This is a genomic window from Jiangella aurantiaca (genome assembly GCF_004349105.1).
Classification (GTDB): Bacteria; Actinomycetota; Actinomycetes; order Jiangellales; family Jiangellaceae; genus Jiangella; species Jiangella aurantiaca.
The window spans coordinates 36,800-56,738 of sequence record NZ_SMLB01000019.1 but is presented as its reverse complement, the minus strand read 5'-3'; the positions used below and the strand labels follow the sequence as shown (position 1 = coordinate 56,738).

The 19,939-nt window shown below is 69.4% G+C and carries 1 protein-coding gene; it reads left to right on the top strand.

Going from position 1 to position 19,939, the window contains the following annotated elements; translation table 11 throughout:
• The first annotated feature begins 12 nt into the window (after positions 1–12).
• Positions 13–19,908 (top strand): right-handed parallel beta-helix repeat-containing protein, encoded by a 19,896-nt coding sequence (locus E1262_RS15345; protein ID WP_162605917.1) that lies wholly within the window; start codon positions 13–15, stop codon positions 19,906–19,908.
• Positions 19,909–19,939: the final 31 nt, after the last annotated feature.

Genomic DNA, 19,939 nt, shown 5'->3' with positions numbered 1-19,939 from the left:
GGGGAGCATCTCGTGGCGACATCCGAAGGTCGTTTGCACGATGTGCGCCGGCGGCGCCGGCACCTGATCATCGCGGTCCTGGCTACCGCTCTGGTGCTCGCCGGGATGCTGCCCGTCTTGCCGGCGCTGGCCGCCGCCAGCGCCCCCACCGGCACGACGCTCCTGGTCGACGACACGAACGACCAGGTCGACGCCAACGTCGGCGACCGTGTGTGCAGGGCATCCGGAGGGGGCTGTACGCTGCGCGCGGCGGTCCAGGAGGCCAACGCGATCGCCGGTCCTGACACCATCCACATCCTTCCCGGCACGTACGCGATCGGGATCGCTCCGATCAACGAGAACGGCGCCAACGTCGGGGACTTCGAGATCCTCGATCCGGTGACGATCGAGAAGGCGCCCGACTACCTCGGCACCGTCGTCATCGACGGCGGCACGCCCCTTCCGAGTGCACCCGTCATCGCCCGTGGGCTCGACCGTCTGTTCGAGATCCACCCCGGTGCCGGCGACGTCACCATCAGGAACGTCACCCTCCAGAACGGGTTCACCCCGGAGGAGGGCGGCGCCATCCAGAACTGGTCGATGGGCAAGCTGACGCTCGACGGGGTGACGGTCAAGGACAGTTATGCGGAGAAGGCCGGCGGCGGTCTCAACTACGCGGACCTGCACGACTATCCATGGACGACCGAGCCGCCGAACCTCGAGCTGCTCCCGTACGGCCGCGTGGAGATCCTGCGCTCGACGTTCACGGGCAACGGTTCGGCCGGCGGGAGCGGCGCGGCGATCAACAACGTCTCCGGAGGCACGATCACGATCTCCCAGGAGAGCCTCGTCACGCTCAACCCCGGGGCGATCAAGCCGGATCCGCTCGACCCGGAGCGGTTCGTCCTCGTCGACCCGTCGGACTACCCGATCGCTGCGAGTGCCGTCGCGAACCAGGCGCGCTGGGAGAAGGCCGGCACGCTCAAGATCTCCGACTCGACCATTTCGCTGAACGCGACGGAGGGCAACGGCGCCGGGATCCTCAACGAGGGCGACAGCATCGTCGAGATCACGAATTCGACGCTCACCCAGAACCGCGCGGCGGCCGGTGGCGGCCTCTATACCGAGGGCGGCAAGGTCACCGTCTCGGGCAGCACGGTCTCCAAGAACCAGGCCGCCAACGGCGGCGGCCTCTACAGCGGCGGCCAGGTCTCGCAACACGGCCTGCGCGGCTCGTTCACGGTCAAGGACTCGCAGGTCTTCGAGAACATCGCCGAGAACGGCGGCGGCATTCTCAACGGCGGCGACGCCCAGCTCTCCGTGACCGACACGACGTTCAGGAAGAACCACTCGTCCGACCACGGCGCCGCGATCGCGAGCGAGGGGCGGTCGAACATGACGCTCACCCGCGTGACCGTGACCGAGAACGCGTCGAACGGCGAGGGCGGCGGCGTCTGGACCCACAGCGAGCGCCAGCACACGATCATCGACTCGACCTTCACGAAGAACAAGGCGGGCGTGCCCGTCGTCGAGGACGACGGCACTCTGGGCGACAACATCGCGGGCGGCGGCGCCCTGCACACGGACGGTGGCCCGCTCACCGTCCGGGACTCGACCTTCGACGGCAACGTGGCGACCGACGAGGGAGGCGCCCTCAGCCTCCACAACGCGGCCGACGTCGAGATCGTGGACAGCACCATCAGCAACAACCGCGCGCTCGACGGCGGCGGCCTGGAGAACAGCGCCACCGAGGTCACGTTCCAGCGAGTGACGGTCTCGGGAAACCGGGCACAGGGCGCGGGCGGCGGCATCTTCAACACCTCGAGCGGGGAGTTCCATCTCCTCGACTCGACGATCAGGGGAAACAGCGGACAGATGGGCGGCGGTCTCGCGAACGCCCCGGACCAGGCCATCATCGTCCGTGGCTCCCTGTTCCTGAACAACACCGCGCACATGGGTACAACCGGCGAGGACGGTGAGCTCCCGGAGGAGGCCGGCCAGGGCGGCGGCATCATGAGCTTCGCCGACGGCGACTCGCTCTACGAGAACACGACCATCTCCGGGAACAAGGCCGCGAGCGCCGGCGGCGGCGTCTTCCACGACGCCGACGGCGAGCTCAGGCTCACGCAGGTGACGATCTGGCGCAACTCGGCGCCGTCCGGCGGCGGCATCGGCGTCCGTGAATCAGACTTCGTACCGCCCGTCCCGCCGGCCGCGAACTCGGCGGTGATCCTCAAGAACTCCATCGTCGGCGGCAGCCTCAACGGCGGTAGCTGCGACTGGTACGTGAGGTCGGAGGGTGGGAACCTCGAGACCGGAGCGACGAACACCTGCTTCCTGGCCGTGACCCACGAGACCGCGGAGAGCCCGATCGAGCTCGGCGTCCGCGACCGGCGCGGTGACCCGCGGCTGCTGGCCATCGCCGACAACGGCGGGCCGACGCTGACGCACGCCCTTCAGCACGGAAGCCTGGCGATCGACTCGAGCGCCCCGCCGTGCTCGACCGTCGACCAGCGTGGGATCGAGCGACCGCAGAACGGACGCTGCGACGCGGGCGCCTTCGAGTTCGAAGGAGAGCCGCCACCCTCGGACGTCGAGCCACCGGAGACCGTCTTCGACTACCCCGAGGACGGGCCGTTCCAGGACGGGATCGAGACGATGGCGTTCCGGTTCCGGGGAACCGACAACGTGACCGCGCCGGAGGACCTCAACTTCGAGTGCCGCTTCCTGGAGATCGACCTGGCCGAGGAACCCGACCCGGTCGCGCCGTGGGACCCGGTCCCGCCCGAGCTTCGATGGAACGGCTGCTCCAGCCCGTGGTCGGTACCGCTTCCCGAGGAAGGCCAGTTCAGGTTCGAGGTCCGTGCCATCGACCGCGCGGACAACGTCGACCCGACACCCGTGAGCCAGCTCATCAGCGGCGTCGGGATGACCCCGCCTGACACGGTGATCGTCGAGGCGCCAGGACTGACGCCCGGCCGGACCGTTCCCCCCGCTCCGGCCACCACCCCCTCGACGAACAGCCGTTCGGCGCTCTTCAGCTTCATGGCCGTGAGCGACTTCACGCCGTCGCAGTTCGCCGAGTACGAGTGTCGCCTGGACAGCCGCGATCCGGAGATGTGGGTGGAGTGCTTCAACCCGACGATGTTCTCCGACCTGACGACCGGCCTCCACACCTTCGAGGTGCGGGCGCTCGCGGGCGAGGCCGCGGGGCCGGATCCGACGCCCGCGCGCTACACCTGGCGCGTCGGGCCGGATCCCGACGATCCGGGCGCGACGCCGATCAGCTGCGACGAGGCCAACATCACCCTGACCCCGAACGCGGACGGCTGGGCCGACCAGGTCACCCCGCTCGAGAACTACTGGTCGATGACGGAGCTCGAGGTCCGCTCGGGGGCGACCGACCCGGGGAACGGCCAGCCCGTGGTCCCCGAGAACGCGCGCGCCTTCTTCCGCTTCCCACTGCAGTCGGACGCGCCCGACTGTGAGCTGGTCTCCGCCACGCTGCGTCTCTACTCCGGCTCCAACACCGAGGGCCGGACGCTGGCGGCCGTGCCGCTCGCAGAGACGTGGAAGGAGAGCACGCTCACCTGGACCAACCAGCCCGACCCGGTCGCCGGCGCCGCGATCGCCCAGACCTCAGCTGGAGAGGGCTACCGCGAGTTCGACGTCAAGGCGCACGTCGAGGCCATCTTCGCGGGCACGCTCCCCAGCCAGGGCTGGGTGATCCGCGACGGGAACGAGAGCGATCTCGAAGGCGGCGACCAGTCGTTCCTCTCCCGGGAGACGCCGCAGGATCCGCCGGAGGTCACGCTGCCCGAGCTCGAGCTGCGCTTCGAGGCGGCCGACACGCCGCCTCCGCCGGATCGTGAGGAGCCGGGGGCTCCGGAGGTCGTGACCTGCGGGCAGATCATCACCGAGAGCACGAAGCTGGCGGCGGACGTCACCGGCTGCCTCGGGCAGGGCATCGCCATCGGGGCACCGAACATCGTCCTCGACCTGAACGGGCACACGGTGTCGAGTGGCCTCGTGCTCGAGCCGGGCGAAGAGGACAACCTGACGCCGGGCATCCGCAGCGGCTACCCGAACGTCGAGATCCGCAACGGCACCGTCACGAACTTCGGCTACGGCGTCCTGCTCGGCCCTGGCTCAGTCCACAGTGAAGTCCATGGGATGACGCTGGTCCGCAACGCCCTCACCGGCGTCCAGCTCTTCGACGCCGACAACGGGCGGCTGGGGAGTACGGTCCATGACAACGTCTTCGACTCCAACGGCGAGACCGGTCTCCAGCTCATGAGCGGTACCGAGGGCGCCCTGATCGAGAACAACCACTTCGTCTCCAACGGCATGTCGATCCACGTGTTCGACAGTCATCGGAACGTCATCCGCGGCAACACGATCAGCGGCATCATCCTGGACCCGGCCCTGGACTCCGACGCCGGCATCGTGCTGGAGAACGGCTCGCGGCAGAACGTCCTCGAGAACAACGACGTCAGCGACACCGGCGACGCCGGCATCAAGATCCACCAGGGCTCGCACGGGAACATCGTGCGCGGCGGCGTCCTCGTCCGGAACGGCGACGCCGGTGTGATCGTGCAGGACGCGGACCGGATCGAGATCGACGGCGTCCTCGCACATCAGCAGTCCGACGGCGGCGTCGTGCTGTCGAACTCGAGCAACAGCGTGGTCAAGAACAGCGAGCTCGGCTACAACCCGTCGGGCGTCGATGCCGCTCGCACGAACTACCTGGTGGTGGAGAACAACGACGTCTCGCACTCGCTCCAGGCGGGGATCGCGCTCGGTGACGGCGTCGGCATGGTGATCCGCGGCAACATCGCGAACAACAACGGCGGGCCCGGCATCTCCGTGGACGGCGCCGCGTTCGACGCCAGCGGCGTCGCCGTCGGCGGCGCGCTGATCGAGGGCAACACCGCGCACGAGAACGCCGCGAGCGGCATCTCGGTCGCGGTCGGCAAGCACACGATCCGCAACAACACCGCGAACCTGAACGCCAACTACGGCATCGAGGCCGGCGAGGACACCGCCTCCGGCGAGCCGCCCGACCCGAACCGGAACATCGACGGCGGCGGCAACAAGGCCGCCGGCAACCACTCGGACGGCGTCACGCCGGGCCTCCCCGACGCCGTGCAATGTGTCGGCGTCGTCTGCGAGACCGGTGACCTGGGCGAGATCACCCCGCCCGACCTCCAGGCGCCCCAGACGATCCTCACGTCGACGCCTCCCGCACTGACCGGGAACGAGACGGCGCGCTTCGAGTTCACCGCCGACGACGGCGCCGACGGCGACCCGCTGACCGCACTGACCTTCGAGTGCCGCCTCGACGCGCCGCCGGACCCGTCGGTGCCTCCGGAGGAGCCCGACCTCGAGCCGCCCGACCCGAACGAGCCGCCCGAGCTGCCCGAGCCGCCAGAAGGTGAGCGCTGGGGAGAGTGCTCGAGCCCGCAGACGTACCTGAGCCTCGAGCCGGCCATGGACCACCACTTCGAGGTGCGCGCGATCGACCAGGCCGGCAACTTCGATCCCACTCCCGCCGAGTTCACGTGGCGGATCGAGGCGGGCGTCGAGGAGGACGGCACCGAGGAGTGCGGCCCCGGCGAGACCCTCGGCGTGGACTGCACCGTCGCGGGTGCCACGCCGGACACCCGCATCACCGCCGCGCCCGGTGAGCTGATCACCGACGCCGCCGGAACGCGCTACGACACGACGAACAGAGCGGCGAGCTTCACGTTCACCGGCAACGACAACCGGACCGCGGGCTACAACCTGACGTACGAGTGCCGGACGTACTACGACCAGTTCAACGACCACCTCACACCCGCGGACATTCCCGCGACGGCCGAGTGGGGCTCGTGCGAGTCACCGAAGCAGTACTCGAACCTGGCCCACGGAGGCCACATCTTCCAGGTGCGGGCCGTCGACCTCGTCGGCAACAAGGACCTGAGCCCGGCCTCGCACACGTGGTGGATCCACCCGCCGCCCCCGGACACGACGCCACCTGACACGCAGTTCCGGTCCGGGCCGGATCCGACGACCGTGCAGACGAGCGCGACGTTCACCTTCACGGGCAGCGACAACCAGACGCCGGCCGAGGAGCTGGAGTTCCAGTGCCGGCTCGACGGCGCCATGGACGCCGGCCAGCCTGCCTGGACGACGTGCACCTCGCCGCACACCGTCAACGGGCTCACCCCGGCCGAGCACGTGCTGCAGGTCCGAGCCGTCGACCTGGCCGGGAACGTCGACGACGTGAACGGGAACGTGGACGACCCGAGCGCGCCCGACGTCAACGACCCGGGTGACGGGGTTCCGGCGGCCTACGTCTGGAGCGTGGGCGACGCCCCGGTGCCGAAGACTGTCTTCTGCGGCCAGAAGATCACGCACAGCATCAAGGTCAACAACAACCTCGGCGACTGCCTGGGCCACGGCCTCATCGTCGGCGCCGACGGCATCACCATCGACCTGAACGGCAGGACGATCGACGGCAAGTCTCTCGGCGCGGCGATCCTCAACAACGGCTATGACTCGGTGACGATCAAGAACGGCCGGCTGACCGACTTCGACTACGGCGTCATGCTCAACAACGGCGCCAGGCTGAACATCGTCGAGGGCGTCACGGCGGACGTGAACCAGGAGGCGGCCATCGGCCTCGGCCACGGGACGTTCCCTGAGGATCCGACCCTGGCGCCGAGCGAGCCGGTGCCCGGCTTCCAGTCGGGTGTCGACGGCAACATCCTCCGGTCGAACACACTGGTGTCCAACACGCGCGGCGTCTGGCTGCTGAACGGGGCGAAGGACAACGTCGTTCGCGGCAACCTCATCGGCTCGACGAGCGGCGAGGCGGTCTGGATCGAGCGCGCCGGGTCCAACCTGATCGAGGGCAACGACATCCAGGTCGCCAGCAAGGCCGGCATCCTCCTCGAGGGCGCGACCGACAACACGATCAAGGAGAACTCGATCGTCGAGGCCGGCACCGGCGTCATCGTGCGCGCCACCACGAGCGGCGCGACCGGCATCGAGTCGACCGGCAATCTCGTCCAGGGCAACCTCGTCACCGAGAGCAGCGGCCCCGCACTCGAGATCGACACGTCGAGCTCGAACCAGTTGATCGACAACGTCGGCCAGCTGACCGACTCGTACGCGATCGAGCTGTACCGCGCCAACGACAACCTCGTCCGCGGCAACGACGTCAGCGGCAACAAGGGCGGCATCTCGCTCAAGGAGTCGACCGGCAACCTGATCAAGGACAACGACGCCAGCGACTCGGACTCGACGGGCATCACGCTCGAGTCGCACTCGTACTCGAACACGCTGCTCAACAACGTCTCCAGCGGCAACAACGCCGGCGGGATCTACATCGGCGACGAGGCGCCGTCCGGCCAGGGCACCCTCGTCCAGGGCAACACGGCCAACTCCAACAAGGGCACGGGGATCCAGGCGACGAAGCCGAGCCACATCTTCAAGGACAACGTCGCCATGGACAACGACAGCTGGGGCATCTGGGTCGGCGACCCGTCCAACGGCAAGGCGAACATCGACGGCGGCGGCAACGTCGCGCAGAGCAACGACGGTCCGCTCGGCGTCGACCTCAAGCCGCAGCAGTGCTACAACATCACCTGCCTCGGCGGGCCCGGCGGCGGCGACCAGATCGCTCCGAACACCAGCATCCTGGAGACGCCGCTCGACCCGAGCACGGAGAGCGTCGCCGTCTTCCGCTTCACAGGGGCCGACAACGCGAGCCCGGTCACGTTCGAGTGCCGGTTCGAGAGCACGCTCGAGTCCGCCTGGCAGCCGTGCTCCAGTCCCAAGACGTACGACAACCTCGTCAACGACACGTACACGTTCGAGGTTCGAGCGGTCGACTTCTCCGGCAACGTCGATCCGACCCCGGCGAGCTACACATGGGCGGTCCAGCTCGGAACCTTCACGGTCTCGATCGACTCGACGCCGGACAAGGTCACCGTCGACACGACCGCGACGTTCGAGTTCTCCGCCAACCGGCAGAGCGGCGTCACGTTCCAGTGCCTGCGCGTGCCCGCGGGCACGGACCTCAGCGACCTCTGGGACACGGCGCCCCGGTGCTCGTCACCGACGACGTACACCGACCTCGAGCCCGGCCAGTACGAGTTCTGGGTCCGCGCCACCGACGCGGCGAGCACCTACAACACGAAGATGTACGCCTGGACGGTCGGGCCGTCGCCGGTCGCCTCACGCCTCACGTGCGGCGAGATCCTGACCCAGAGCACCCGGCTGCTCAACGACCTCGTCGACTGCGGCGGCCACGGCCTCATCGTCGGCGCGCCCGGCATCACCATCGACCTCGACGGCCACGTCGTCGACGGCCTGGGGCTCGATGCCGGCATCCTCAACAACGGCCACGACGACGTCACGATCACGAACGGTCTCGTCACCCAGTTCCTCAACGGCGTGCAGCTCAACCCCGGGACCGCTCGCAACGTGGTGCACGCTCTTCGGGTCGAGGGGAACGAGGAGGCCGGGATAGCGCTCTCCGACGCCGACCAGGGCGCCGACGGAAACACGATCCGCGACAACTCGATCGTCGCGAACGAGATCGGCATCGCGCTCTACACGGGCACGCGGCACGCCGTGATCCGTGGCAACACGCTCGCCGCCAACCGGGGCGAGGGCGCGATCCTCCTCGAGTTCGCGAGCGAGAACCTGATCGAGGGCAACCAGATCGGTCAGAGCGCCGCAAGCGGTGTGTCCATGCTCGGCGGCGGCAGCAACACCGTCACCGAGAACGTCCTCAAGGACAATGGCGGCATCGGGATCATGGCCGGCGACGATCTGCTGGCCTCCGACGACAACCGCGTCCAGCGGAACACGATCCGGGGCGGCCAGGGCGGCGTCATGGTCGCGGGCGACGGCAACACGGTCCTCAACAACGACGTGATCGGCACGACGGGTCCGGGCGTCATGGTGGAGCTCGCCACCAACACACTCGTCAAGGGGAACGACCTCAGCGGGAGCGCGGGCGGCATCGTCGTCGGCGAGGCCACGGGAACCATCGTCGAGGCCAACAACGCCAGCGGCACCCTCGGCTCCGGCATCGAGATCGGCGAGCTGTCCCTCGACTCCGTCGTCCGGGACAACACCACGAGCGGGAACGGCGGCGACGGGATCGAGATCACGGAGTCGTCCGTCATCGACCGCGGGACGCTGGTCGAGAGCAACACCGCGGACGCGAACGGCGGCGACGGCATCCTCGTCGAGGGCGCCGGGCACACGATCAGGACCAACGTCGCGCAGCTCAACGGCGGCTGGGGCATCTACTCCGTCGGCGCGGCCGACGGCGGTGGCAACCTCGCCGCCGGCAACGCGGAGCCCGACCAGTGCTTCGGCGTCGTCTGCGAGCTCGGCGTCGTGCCAGGCGCGCCGGACACCTGGATCGTCTCGGGTCCCGCGGACTGGGACACCAGCACGCCCGGAATCCAGAGCGCGAGCCGCAACGCGAGCTTCACCTACATGGGCGCCGACGAGTCCAGCCCGATCACCGAGCTCGTGTTCGAGTGCCGCATGGACTCGACCAATGCGCTCGCCTGGGAGGACTGCGAGTATCCGGCCGAGTACCTCAACCTGAGCCCCGGCGAGCACACCCTCGACATCCGCGCCGTCGACATGATGGGCCAGGGCCTGGCGGACCCGACTCCTGCGAGCTTCACCTGGACGTACGTGCCGCTGCCGACCGGCGTCGCGCCCGAGGTGGCGGTGGACGTCGGGCCGGAGGACACCGAGCCGGCGGTGGCCGGCGTTCAGACGTGGCTGCTCGACGCGGTCTTCACCTTCCACGCGAACGAGCCGGACGTCACGTTCCAGTGCAAGGTCGACACCAACGCGTACGAGCCATGCGGCTTCGAGAGCGCCACTCTCATGAGCCAGGGCGCCTTCGAGTGGGCGCTCGCCGAGAACGAGGTCGGCCCGCACACCTTCTCCGTGCGCGCGATCGACTTCGAGGGGAACGTCGGAGCACCGACCACCTTCACCTGGGAGCTCCTGGGCGTCAACGTCGTCTTCACCGACGGACCCGGCTTCACGCCGGCGACCGGCGGCCCGGAGGGCACGCCGGCGACGGGCGGTCCGACGGCGAGCACCTCGGCGGAGATCACCTTCGAGGCCAACGTCGCCGATGCCCAGTTCTGGTGCCGCTTCGACAGCGTCGATCCGGGCGACTACTTCCCGTGCGATTCGCCGTTCCGGGCCGGCCCAGCGTTCGCCGCTGACACGACCTTCCCGGAGCCGCTCCTTCCGGGCGACCACATCCTCGAGGTCTACGCCGAGTCCGAGACGATGGCATCCGCGGCCGAGCTCGAGCCCGCGGTCTACGAGTGGGAGGTCGTCGACGCTGTCGACACCTTGCCGCCGCAGACGAGCATCGAGCGCGCTCCCGGTGCCGCCGATCTCAGTTCGACGATCTTCGAGTTCAGTGGCACGGACGACCTGACGCCGGAGTTCCTGCTCACGTTCGAGTGCCAGGTCACGAACGGCACGGCTGCGCCGAACGACAACGAGTGGGTGCAGTGCACCAGCCCGTTCAACCTGCTCGACGTCTACTCGTACACCGATCCCGAGCTGCTGCTCACGGAGCACACGTTCTACGTGCGTGCGGTGGACATGTTCGAGCCCGAGTTCCCCGATCCGACGCAGCCCGAATTCGAGGGCAACCCCGATCCGACGCCGGCCTCCTACACCTGGACTCCGGTCGCCGACACCCGGAAACCCGTGGTCACCGTCACCGGTGGCCCGGCCGACGGCGCGACCGTGGGCCAGGAGCCCGAGCTGTACACGTTCGCCGGCAACGACAACGCGACGCCCCAGCTCCGACTCGAGTTCGAGTGCGCGGCCTACCTCACCACGGCCGGCATCGGCTCCGCCGAATGGCAGTCGTGCGAATCGCCGGCCGGCGGCGGCTACGACATCAGCGGTCTGGAGCCCGGCGCCTACACCGTCGCCGTGCGGGCGACCGACCTCGCCGGGAACGTCGGGCCGGCCGCCACGCGCACGGTGACGGTCTCGGCAGCCCCGGTCGTGACCTTCCTCAGCGGGCCGGACGGCCGCCTCGACCCCACCTCGGGCCAGCCCGACGGAGCGAGCGGCACCGAGAACGCCGTCTTCACCTTCGAGTCCGACCAGTCCGGGTCCACGTTCGAGTGCTCGGTCGACGGCTCCGACTTCCTGCCGTGCGGCGGGACGACCGTGCCGGCGAGCGGCGCGGCCTGGGTCGTCGACAACGGCGAGCACGCGTTCGTGGTCCGGGCGACCAACCCGCAGGGGATCGTGGGCGAGGAAGCGGTCTACGAGTGGCTCGTCCAGCTCGGTCCGGACGCCACCGAGCCGAACTCGCAGTTCGCCACCGGGCCGCAGAACGGCACGCTGAACACGGTCGCCACATTCACCTTCACCGGAACGGACAACCGCACGCCCACGCGTGACCTGAACTTCGAGTGCGCGCTCGACTCGACGACGTCGTGGAACTCGTGCACCTCTCCCGAGCAGTTCTCCGACCTCACCCGCGGCGCGCACACGCTGCGCCTACGCGCCATCGACGCCGCCGGTAACATCGAGTCGACGCCGGCCGTGTACACCTGGACGGTCGCGCCTCCGCCGGTCGTCACGATCCTCTCCGGCCCGGGCGTCGAGCAGGAGGAGTCGACGGACCGGACGGCGACGTTCACCTTCTCGTCCGACGTCTCGCCGGTGACGTTCCACTGCTGGCTCGACGGCGCGTTCGACCCGCACGCGCCGGGTGACCCGTCGCAGCCTGCCCCGTGCGACCCCGCCGGCCAGACCTACGCAGACCTCGGCATCGGCGAGCACCTCTTCGCGGTGCGCGCGGTCGACCAGTTCGGGAACATCGGCCAGTGGGAGGACTCGGAGTTCCGGGTCACCCCGTCCGAGGCTCGGATGCTGTCGGCCCCGGCAAGCGGAACGAGCACGACGGCGACATTCGAGTTCACCAGCGAGCCGTCCGATCCGGACGCGGTCTTCTACTGCTCGCTCGACGACCGCCCGTTCTCCCTGTGCACCGGCACGCCTGTGGAGGGCTCGCCGGGCACGTACAGCAAGACGTACACGAACCTCTGGGCCGGCGAGCACACGTTCCAGGTGCAGACGCTCTACACCGGCACCGACTGGCGGGGCCTGCCGTTCGAGCACCACCCTGTCCCGGCCGTGCACACATGGACGGTTCAGGACCTCACGGCGCCCGACACCACGATCGACTTCGGGCCGCCCGCGACCACGATGAGCACCAGTGCGTACCTCCAGGTCAGCTCGGACGACCCGTCGGCGACGATCGAGTGCACGCTGACCGGGCCGGCCGGCACCCAGCAGGCCGACTGCGAACCGGGAGTCGTGACCGAGCTCACCGACCTGGCTCCGGGCGCGTACACCTTCACGGCGGTGGCCACCGACCTGTCCGGCAACGCCGACACGAGCCCGGCCACGCACGAGTGGACGATCGGAACGCCCGACGGCCCGCCGAACACGCCCGCCGGGGAGAACGTCGAGGTCACCCTCGGCGACGTCACGGTGACGTATTTCTCGGTCGGCACAGCCGGCACGACCACCGCCGAACGACTCGGCGGCGGCCCGTCCCTGCCCGAGGGCTACGGCGGCGCGCGGTACTACGACATCTCGACGACCGCGGAATACTCCGAGCCCGTCACCATCTGCATCGACTACGACCCCGCGGACTTCGGCGGGACGAAGTCCCTCCGCCTGCTCCACTTCGACGGCAGCGAGTGGATGGACATCACCACGCTGCACAACCCGTTCTCCACGCCGGCCCGCCTGTGCAGCTCCGAAGCGGGGGGATTCTCGGTCTTCGCGATCGCCACCGCCTCGTCGGGCATGGCGCCCGAGACGTTCATCCTGTCCGGCCCTGACGGTCCGCCCGGCCCCGAGGGCCGCCCGTCCACGACGAGCGGCTCCGCGACGTTCGAGTTCTGGACCGACCAGGAGAACGCGATCACCCAGTGCTCGCTCGACGGCGACCCTTACTTCTTCTGCGAGTCTCCCCTCACCGTCGGCCCGCTCGAGGAGGGCGGCCACGAGCTCCTCGTCCAGGCGGTCAACGAGTTCGGCTGGGTGGACCTGACGCCAGCGATCTACGAGTTCGAGGTCATCGGGCCCGACGTGACGCCCCCGACGACCGTCATCACGAACGGCCCCCGCGAGGGCTCGTCGACGCCGAACTTCATCAGCTTCTTCGAGTTCGGCGGCACCGACGACATGACGCCCGCGCTCGACCTCGAATTCGAGTGCACGCTCGACGGCGAGGCCATCGGGGGTTGCGAGACGCCCCAGGAGATCGAGGTCTTCACGCCTGGTGAGCACACCCTCGTCGTCCAGGCGATCGACGCCGCCGGCAACGTCGACCCGGTGGGCGCTACGCGAACCTGGACGGTCGTCGACATGTCCGGCCCGGACACGGCGATCCTCACCGGGCCGGAAGAGGAGACGACCGAGACCAGCGCGACGTTCACGTTCGAGGGCTTCGAGCTGATCGACGGTCCGAACGGGCCGATCCCTGTCACGGAGTTCGAGTGTGCGCTCGACCAGGGGGAGTTCGCTCCCTGCACGTCACCGCACGAGATCGCCGGCCCGCTGGGCGGCGGGGTGCATGTCTTGCACGTCCGCGCCGTCGATCCCGACGGCAACCGCGACATCTCGCCCGCCTTCTACGAGTGGCTGATCCTCGGGTCCGACGACACGACGCCGCCCGACACGTTCATCACCACCTACCCGGATCCGGCCAACTCCGGCCCCGACGTCACCTTCGGCTTCGCCAGCAACGAGCCGGTCGAGACGTTCGAGTGCTCGTGGGGGAGCGGTGCGCCGCCGGCCGAGCCGACGACGTGGGAGCAGTGCGAGGCGGTGTGGCTCCTCGAGGCCCTCGGCTCCGGCCAGCACTGGCTTTGGGTGCGCGCGCTCGACAGCGCTCCGACCCCGAACGTGGATCCGACGCCGGCGGGCCGGGACCGCGGCTTCGGGCCGAACGACACGGCGCCGTTCGTGTGGACGACGACGGGCGAGCCGGACACCATCGTCGACTCCGGGCCCGCCGATCCGACCGGCTCGTCCACCGCGATCTTCGAGTTCCACTCCGACCAGCCCGGCGCCACCTTCCAGTGCTCCGTCAACGGGTCGTCGTGGGTCGGCTGCTCCTCCGGGTTCCAGGCCGGCCCGTTCCTGCCCGGCCCGGGTGGAGCGCCGATGGAGCACGAGTTCCAGGTGCGCGCGGTGAACCAGTACCGCAACGCCAACGGCGAGCAGGTCATGGACCTGTCGCCCGCGACCCACACCTGGACGGTGCAGGACGTCACGCCGCCCGAGACCCAGTTCCTGGGCGCCCAGGAGATCGGACCCGAGCAGTTCCTCGAGCCCGGCCTGCGGTTCACCTTCCGCGGCGACGACGACCAGGGCTCCTCCTACGAGCTCACGTTCGAGTGCGCGATCACGAACACGACCGCGGGTGATCCTGTGGTGTGGGAGTCGTGTGGCGAGCCGGCGGCGAACGACTCGTTCTTCCACGACATCGTGTACGCCGACCTGACGGGTGGCGCGTACACCTTCCAGGTCCGCGCCCTCGACCTCGCCGCGAACGCCGACGAGACGCCGGCTCCGCTGGCTCCGTACGAGTTCACGGTCGAGGGCGAGCCGGAGACGACGATCGGCACCGTCACTCCGGACATGGGCGTCGACCTCGAGACGACGAGCACCTCGGTCACCTTCACGTTCTCCGGAACCGGTGCCTCGTTCAGGTGCGCCCTCGACTCGACGGTCTTCGAGCCGTGCACGTCGCCGAAGGAGTACACAGACGTGCCGTACGGCGAGCACGAGTTCCGGGTCTTCGCCGTCGGCGAGTTCGGCACTCCCGACCTGTCACCCGCGGTCTTCGAGTGGGTGAGCGGCACCGACGTCGCGCCTGATGTGACGATCACGAGCGGCCCGCCGGCGACCGGCAGCACCGCGACCTCGGGCACGATCGAGTTCAGCTCGGCCGACCCGCAGGCGTCCTTCCTCTGCGTCCTCGATGGTGGACCCGAGCGCCCGTGCTCGTCGCCGTTCGAATACGCCGACCTCCTGGCCGGCGAGCAGAACCCGCACACCTTCGAGGTGACCGCGACGAGGACGGACCTCCTGCCGAGCGTCACCCTCAACACGGCCACCCACGAATGGGTGATCAACGACGAGGCCGCTCCCGAGACGGTCCTGCTCGCCACGCCCTCGAGCCCGAGCGGCAACGAGGTCGAGTTCCGGTTCACCGGCTCCGACAACGGCACGGTCCCCGCGAACCTGGAGTTCGAGTGCCGGCTGGACGGGGTCGACCCGTGGGCCGGCTGCTCCTCGCCGCACACGATTGCCGATCTCACCGGCGGAGAGCACACGTTCGAGGTGCGCGCCGTCGACGAGACGCTCCAAGCCGATCCCGAGCCGGCGAGCTACAGCTGGGACGTCATCGCGCCGCCGCTGACCACCATCACGAACGAGGCGCCGGCCGGCGTCGACGTGCCCGACGGTGACATCAGCATCAGCGCGACCGGCGAGCTGTCCTTCGCTGACCAGCCGGGCTCGACGTACGAGTGCCGCCTCGACGCGGTCGATACGGACGTCGATCTGTTCACCCCGTGCGAGTCGCCGTACTCGTACGACCTGTCGAACGGCGAGCACGTGTTCGAGGTCAGGGCGACGACGCTGCCGCTGAACGGGCAGCGCATGACCGAGAGCCCGGCCGCGAGGTACACGTGGACGGTCGACGCCGCCGACACGACGGCGCCGGACACGACCATCCAGCTCGGTCCGGCGAACCCGGCCACGAGCACCTCGGCCACGTTCCTCTTCAGCGGTACGGACAACCTGACCGCGGCCGGCAACCTGACGTTCGAGTGCTCGCTGGACGGGTCCGACTTCGCCGGCTGCCAGAGCGGCGACGCCTACACCGGCCTCACGGGCGGCCCGCACACCTTCGCGGTGCGCGCGTCCGACACGGCCGTGCCCCCGAACGTCGACGACTCGCCGGCCACCTTCGAGTGGACGATCGAGGCTCCAGGCGCCGACAACACGCCGGTGGGCACGGAGGTCGAGGTGACCGCTGACGGCGCGCGGATCACCTTCGCCGAGGTCACGGGCGCCGGCTTCACCGCGGTCTCCGCCCTCACCGCGGGGTCGGCGCCCGGCCTGCCGGCCGGCTACGACGCGGCCGGCGCGCGGTACTACGACGTCTCCACGACGGCCACCTTCGTCGGCGCCGTCACGGTGTGCCTGCCGTACGACACGCTCGTGGACGCGCACGTCCTCCACTTCGACGGCGTGTGGGTCGACGTCACCCTCGAAGAGCAGGGCGACCTGGTGTGTGGCGTCGTGAGCAGCCTGTCGCCGTTCGCCGTCGCCGAGGCCTCGGCGGAGGTCGCTCCCGACACCACGATCGTCCAGGCCCCAGCGGATCCGACCGTCCAGTCGACGGGCGATGGCGCCGACGTGCGGTTCCAGTTCTCCTCGACCATCGACACGATCGAGCGCCCGGCCCAGTTCGAGTGCCGGCTGGACGCCGAGCCGTGGAGCTCCTGTGACACGCCGTTCCAGTTCAACGCGCTGTTCGGCGAGCACACGCTCCGCGTCCGGGCATGGACCGACACGGGCGTCCGCGATGCGACGCCTGCCGTGTACACGTGGACGGTCCTCGCTCGGCCGGTCGCGACGATCCAGTCCGGGCCCGCGGACCAGAATCCGTCGACTCCGGACGTCGAGAACGAGAGCCGCTCGGCGGAGTTCGTCTTCAGCTCCGACCAGTCGTCCAGCACCTTCGAGTGCCGCCTGACCGGTGAGGCGACCGGTACGACGTGGGAGACCTGCTCGTCACCGAAGAGCTACGAGAACCTCGGGCTCGGGGAGTACACCTTCGAGGTGCAGGCGATCAAGGACGGCAACGCGAGCTTCGTGCCCGCCCAGTACGAGTGGGAGGTCGCCGACCTCAGCGCTCCGACCGTCACGATCGACAGTGGCCCGGAGGGCACGGTCGACTCGACCAGCGCGAACTTCACGTTCTCGGCCAGTGAGCCATCCACGTTCGAGTGCTCGCTCGACGGCGCGCCCTTCGGCATGTGCCAGTCCGGTGTCACATACACGGGCCTGGGCCTCGGCGAGCACACGTTCGACGTCCGCGCCGACGATCTCTCCGAGGGAGAGAACCCGAGTGAGCCGGTGCGCCGGAGCTGGACAGTGGCCGACCTCACGGCGCCGAACATCACGATCGGCGAGCAGCCGGCGGCGACGACGTCCGATACGACCGCCCAGTTCAGCTTCACCACCAGCGACAACTGGGGCGGCGCGGTCACGACCGAGTGCCGCCTCGACGGAGCGGCGTTCGCAGCCTGCGCCTCGCCGACGTCGTACTCCGGTCTGTCGGCGGCCCAGCACACGTTCGACGTGCGGGCGACCGACTCCGCGGGCAACGCCCGGACGGAGAGCTACAGCTGGACGGTGCAGGACGTCGTGGACCCGGAGGCTCAGATCACGAGCGTCACGACGGGTTCGCTGGTCATCGAGTTCACGGGGACGGACGACCACACGGCTCCAGCCGACCTGCGGTTCGAGTGCCGGGTCGACAGCGAGGCGTACAGCGTCTGCACCAGCCCGAGGACCTACTCCGACGTCGACCTGGCGGCGATGACACCTGGCGACCACACCTTCCAGGTGCGTGCCATGGACGAGGCGGGCAACGTCGGCCAGCCCGACAGCCGCACGTTCACGGTACCCGACACGAAGGCCCCGGACACGTCGATCACGGGCCGGCCGGCGGCCACGACGACCAACACCACGGCGACGTTCACCTTCACCGGTAGCGACGACGGCACGGCGCCGGCGAGCCTCACGTTCGAGTGCTCGCTCGACGACGCCGCGTTCGCCGCGTGCACCTCGGGGAAGGAATACACGGGCCTGGCGGTCGGCGGGCACACCTTCCAGGTGCGCGCGAAGGACGCCGCCGGCAACACCGACCAGTCGCCCGCGAGCTACTCGTGGGAGATCCAGGAGACCGCTCCGACGCCCGACACCACGGCGCCGGAGACGACGATCAGTGCGAACCCGCCGGCCACCACGACGGAGACGAACGCCTCGTTCTCCTTCGCGGGCACCGACAACGAGACGCCGGCGGGCGACCTGACCTTCGAATGCAAGCTCGACACTGGCACGTACGCGGCCTGCACCACGCCGAAGGCGTACACGGGACTGGCGATCGGGACGCACACCTTCTCCGTCCGCGCCAAGGACGCCGCCGGCAACGTCGACCAGACGCCCACGACCTACTCGTGGACGATCCAGAACTCCACGGTGAACTGCGGCTCGCAGCAGACCCTGACGGCCACCGCCGACGCCTGGATCGACGAAGGCAGCGCGACGAGCAACAAGGGCCCGGACGCGATCCTCAAGGTCATGTCCAAGAGCGGCGCGAACCTCCGCGCCCTCCTCCGCTTCGACCTGCCGACCATGCCGCAGGGCTGCTCGGTCGAGAGCGCGACGCTGCGCATCTACGCCAAGTCGGCCGCCGGCGGTCGCACGCTGCAGGTGTTCCAGCTCGGTGCCTCCTGGACGGAGGGCGGGGTCACCTGGGCGAACCAGCCGTCGACGACGGGCTCGGCCGCGACGACCAGCTCCGGCACCGGCTACCGCGAGTGGAACGTGGCCGGGATGGTGCAGGCCATGTACACGAGCGCGAACCACGGCTTCCTCGTTCGCGACGCGAACGAGAGCCAGGACGCGGAACAGCAGTTCCACAGCCGCGAGGAGAGCACCAACCGGCCGCAGCTCGTGCTGACGTTCGGAACCACCGCGCCGCCGAACGGCGTGCCCGACACGCAGATCACCGGCAGCCCGCTGGCGGCGACGTCGAGCAGCTCGGCGACCTTCACCTTCACGGGCACCGACGACGCGACGCCGGCAAGCGGCCTGACGTTCGAGTGCCAGCTCGACGGCGCCGGCACCTGGACGGCCTGCGCGAGCCCGCAGAGCTACTCGAACCTCGCGGCAGGCTCGCACACCTTCCGCGTCCGCGCCACTGACGGCAGCGGTGCCGTCGACCCGCAGCCGGCCGCGTACACCTGGACGATCGACCAGACAGCGCCTGAGACCGTCCTCAGCTCCGGCCCGGACTCGTCCACGACGAGCACGAGCGCCACGTTCAGGTTCCTCTCGCCCGAGAGCGGCGCGACCTTCGAGTGCTCGCTCGACTCGGCGCCGTACGCCGCGTGCAGCTCACCGAGGGACTACACGGGCCTGACGGCCGGTCAGCACACGTTCCGGGTGCGCGCGGCCGACGCGGCCGGCAACGTCGACCAGACGCCTGTCAGCTACTCGTGGACCATCCAGCCTGGCGGGACGCCTCCCGCCTGCGGCTCCGCGCAGACCATGACGTCCGTCGCCGACGCGTGGATCGATCAGAGCAGTGCGTCGTCGAACAAGGGCGGTGACTCGATCCTCAAACTCATGTCCAAGAGCGGGAATGCGAACCTGCGAGCACTCGTCCGGTTCGATCTCCCGGCGATCCCGGCGGGCTGCGTCCTCGACACGGCGAAGCTGCGTCTGTACGCGGCCTCCACCTCCGGGACCCAGCGCACCCTCCAGGTCTTCCGGCTCGGCGGATCTTGGACAGAGAACGGCGTCACTTGGGCGAACGCACCGCAGACGTCCGGCTCGGCGGCCACGACGACGTCGGGCAGCGGCTACCGCGAGTGGAACGTCGCGACGCTCGTCCAAGCGATGTACTCCAGCGGATCGAACCACGGCTTCCTGATCAAGGACGCCACCGAGGGTCAGGACGCCGAGCAGCAGTTCCACGCACGCGAGAAGGGCGACAACGTCCCCCAGCTCGTTCTCACCTTCAAGCCGGCCTCGTGAGCGACCACTCAAGACCTCATGGAGGGATGGA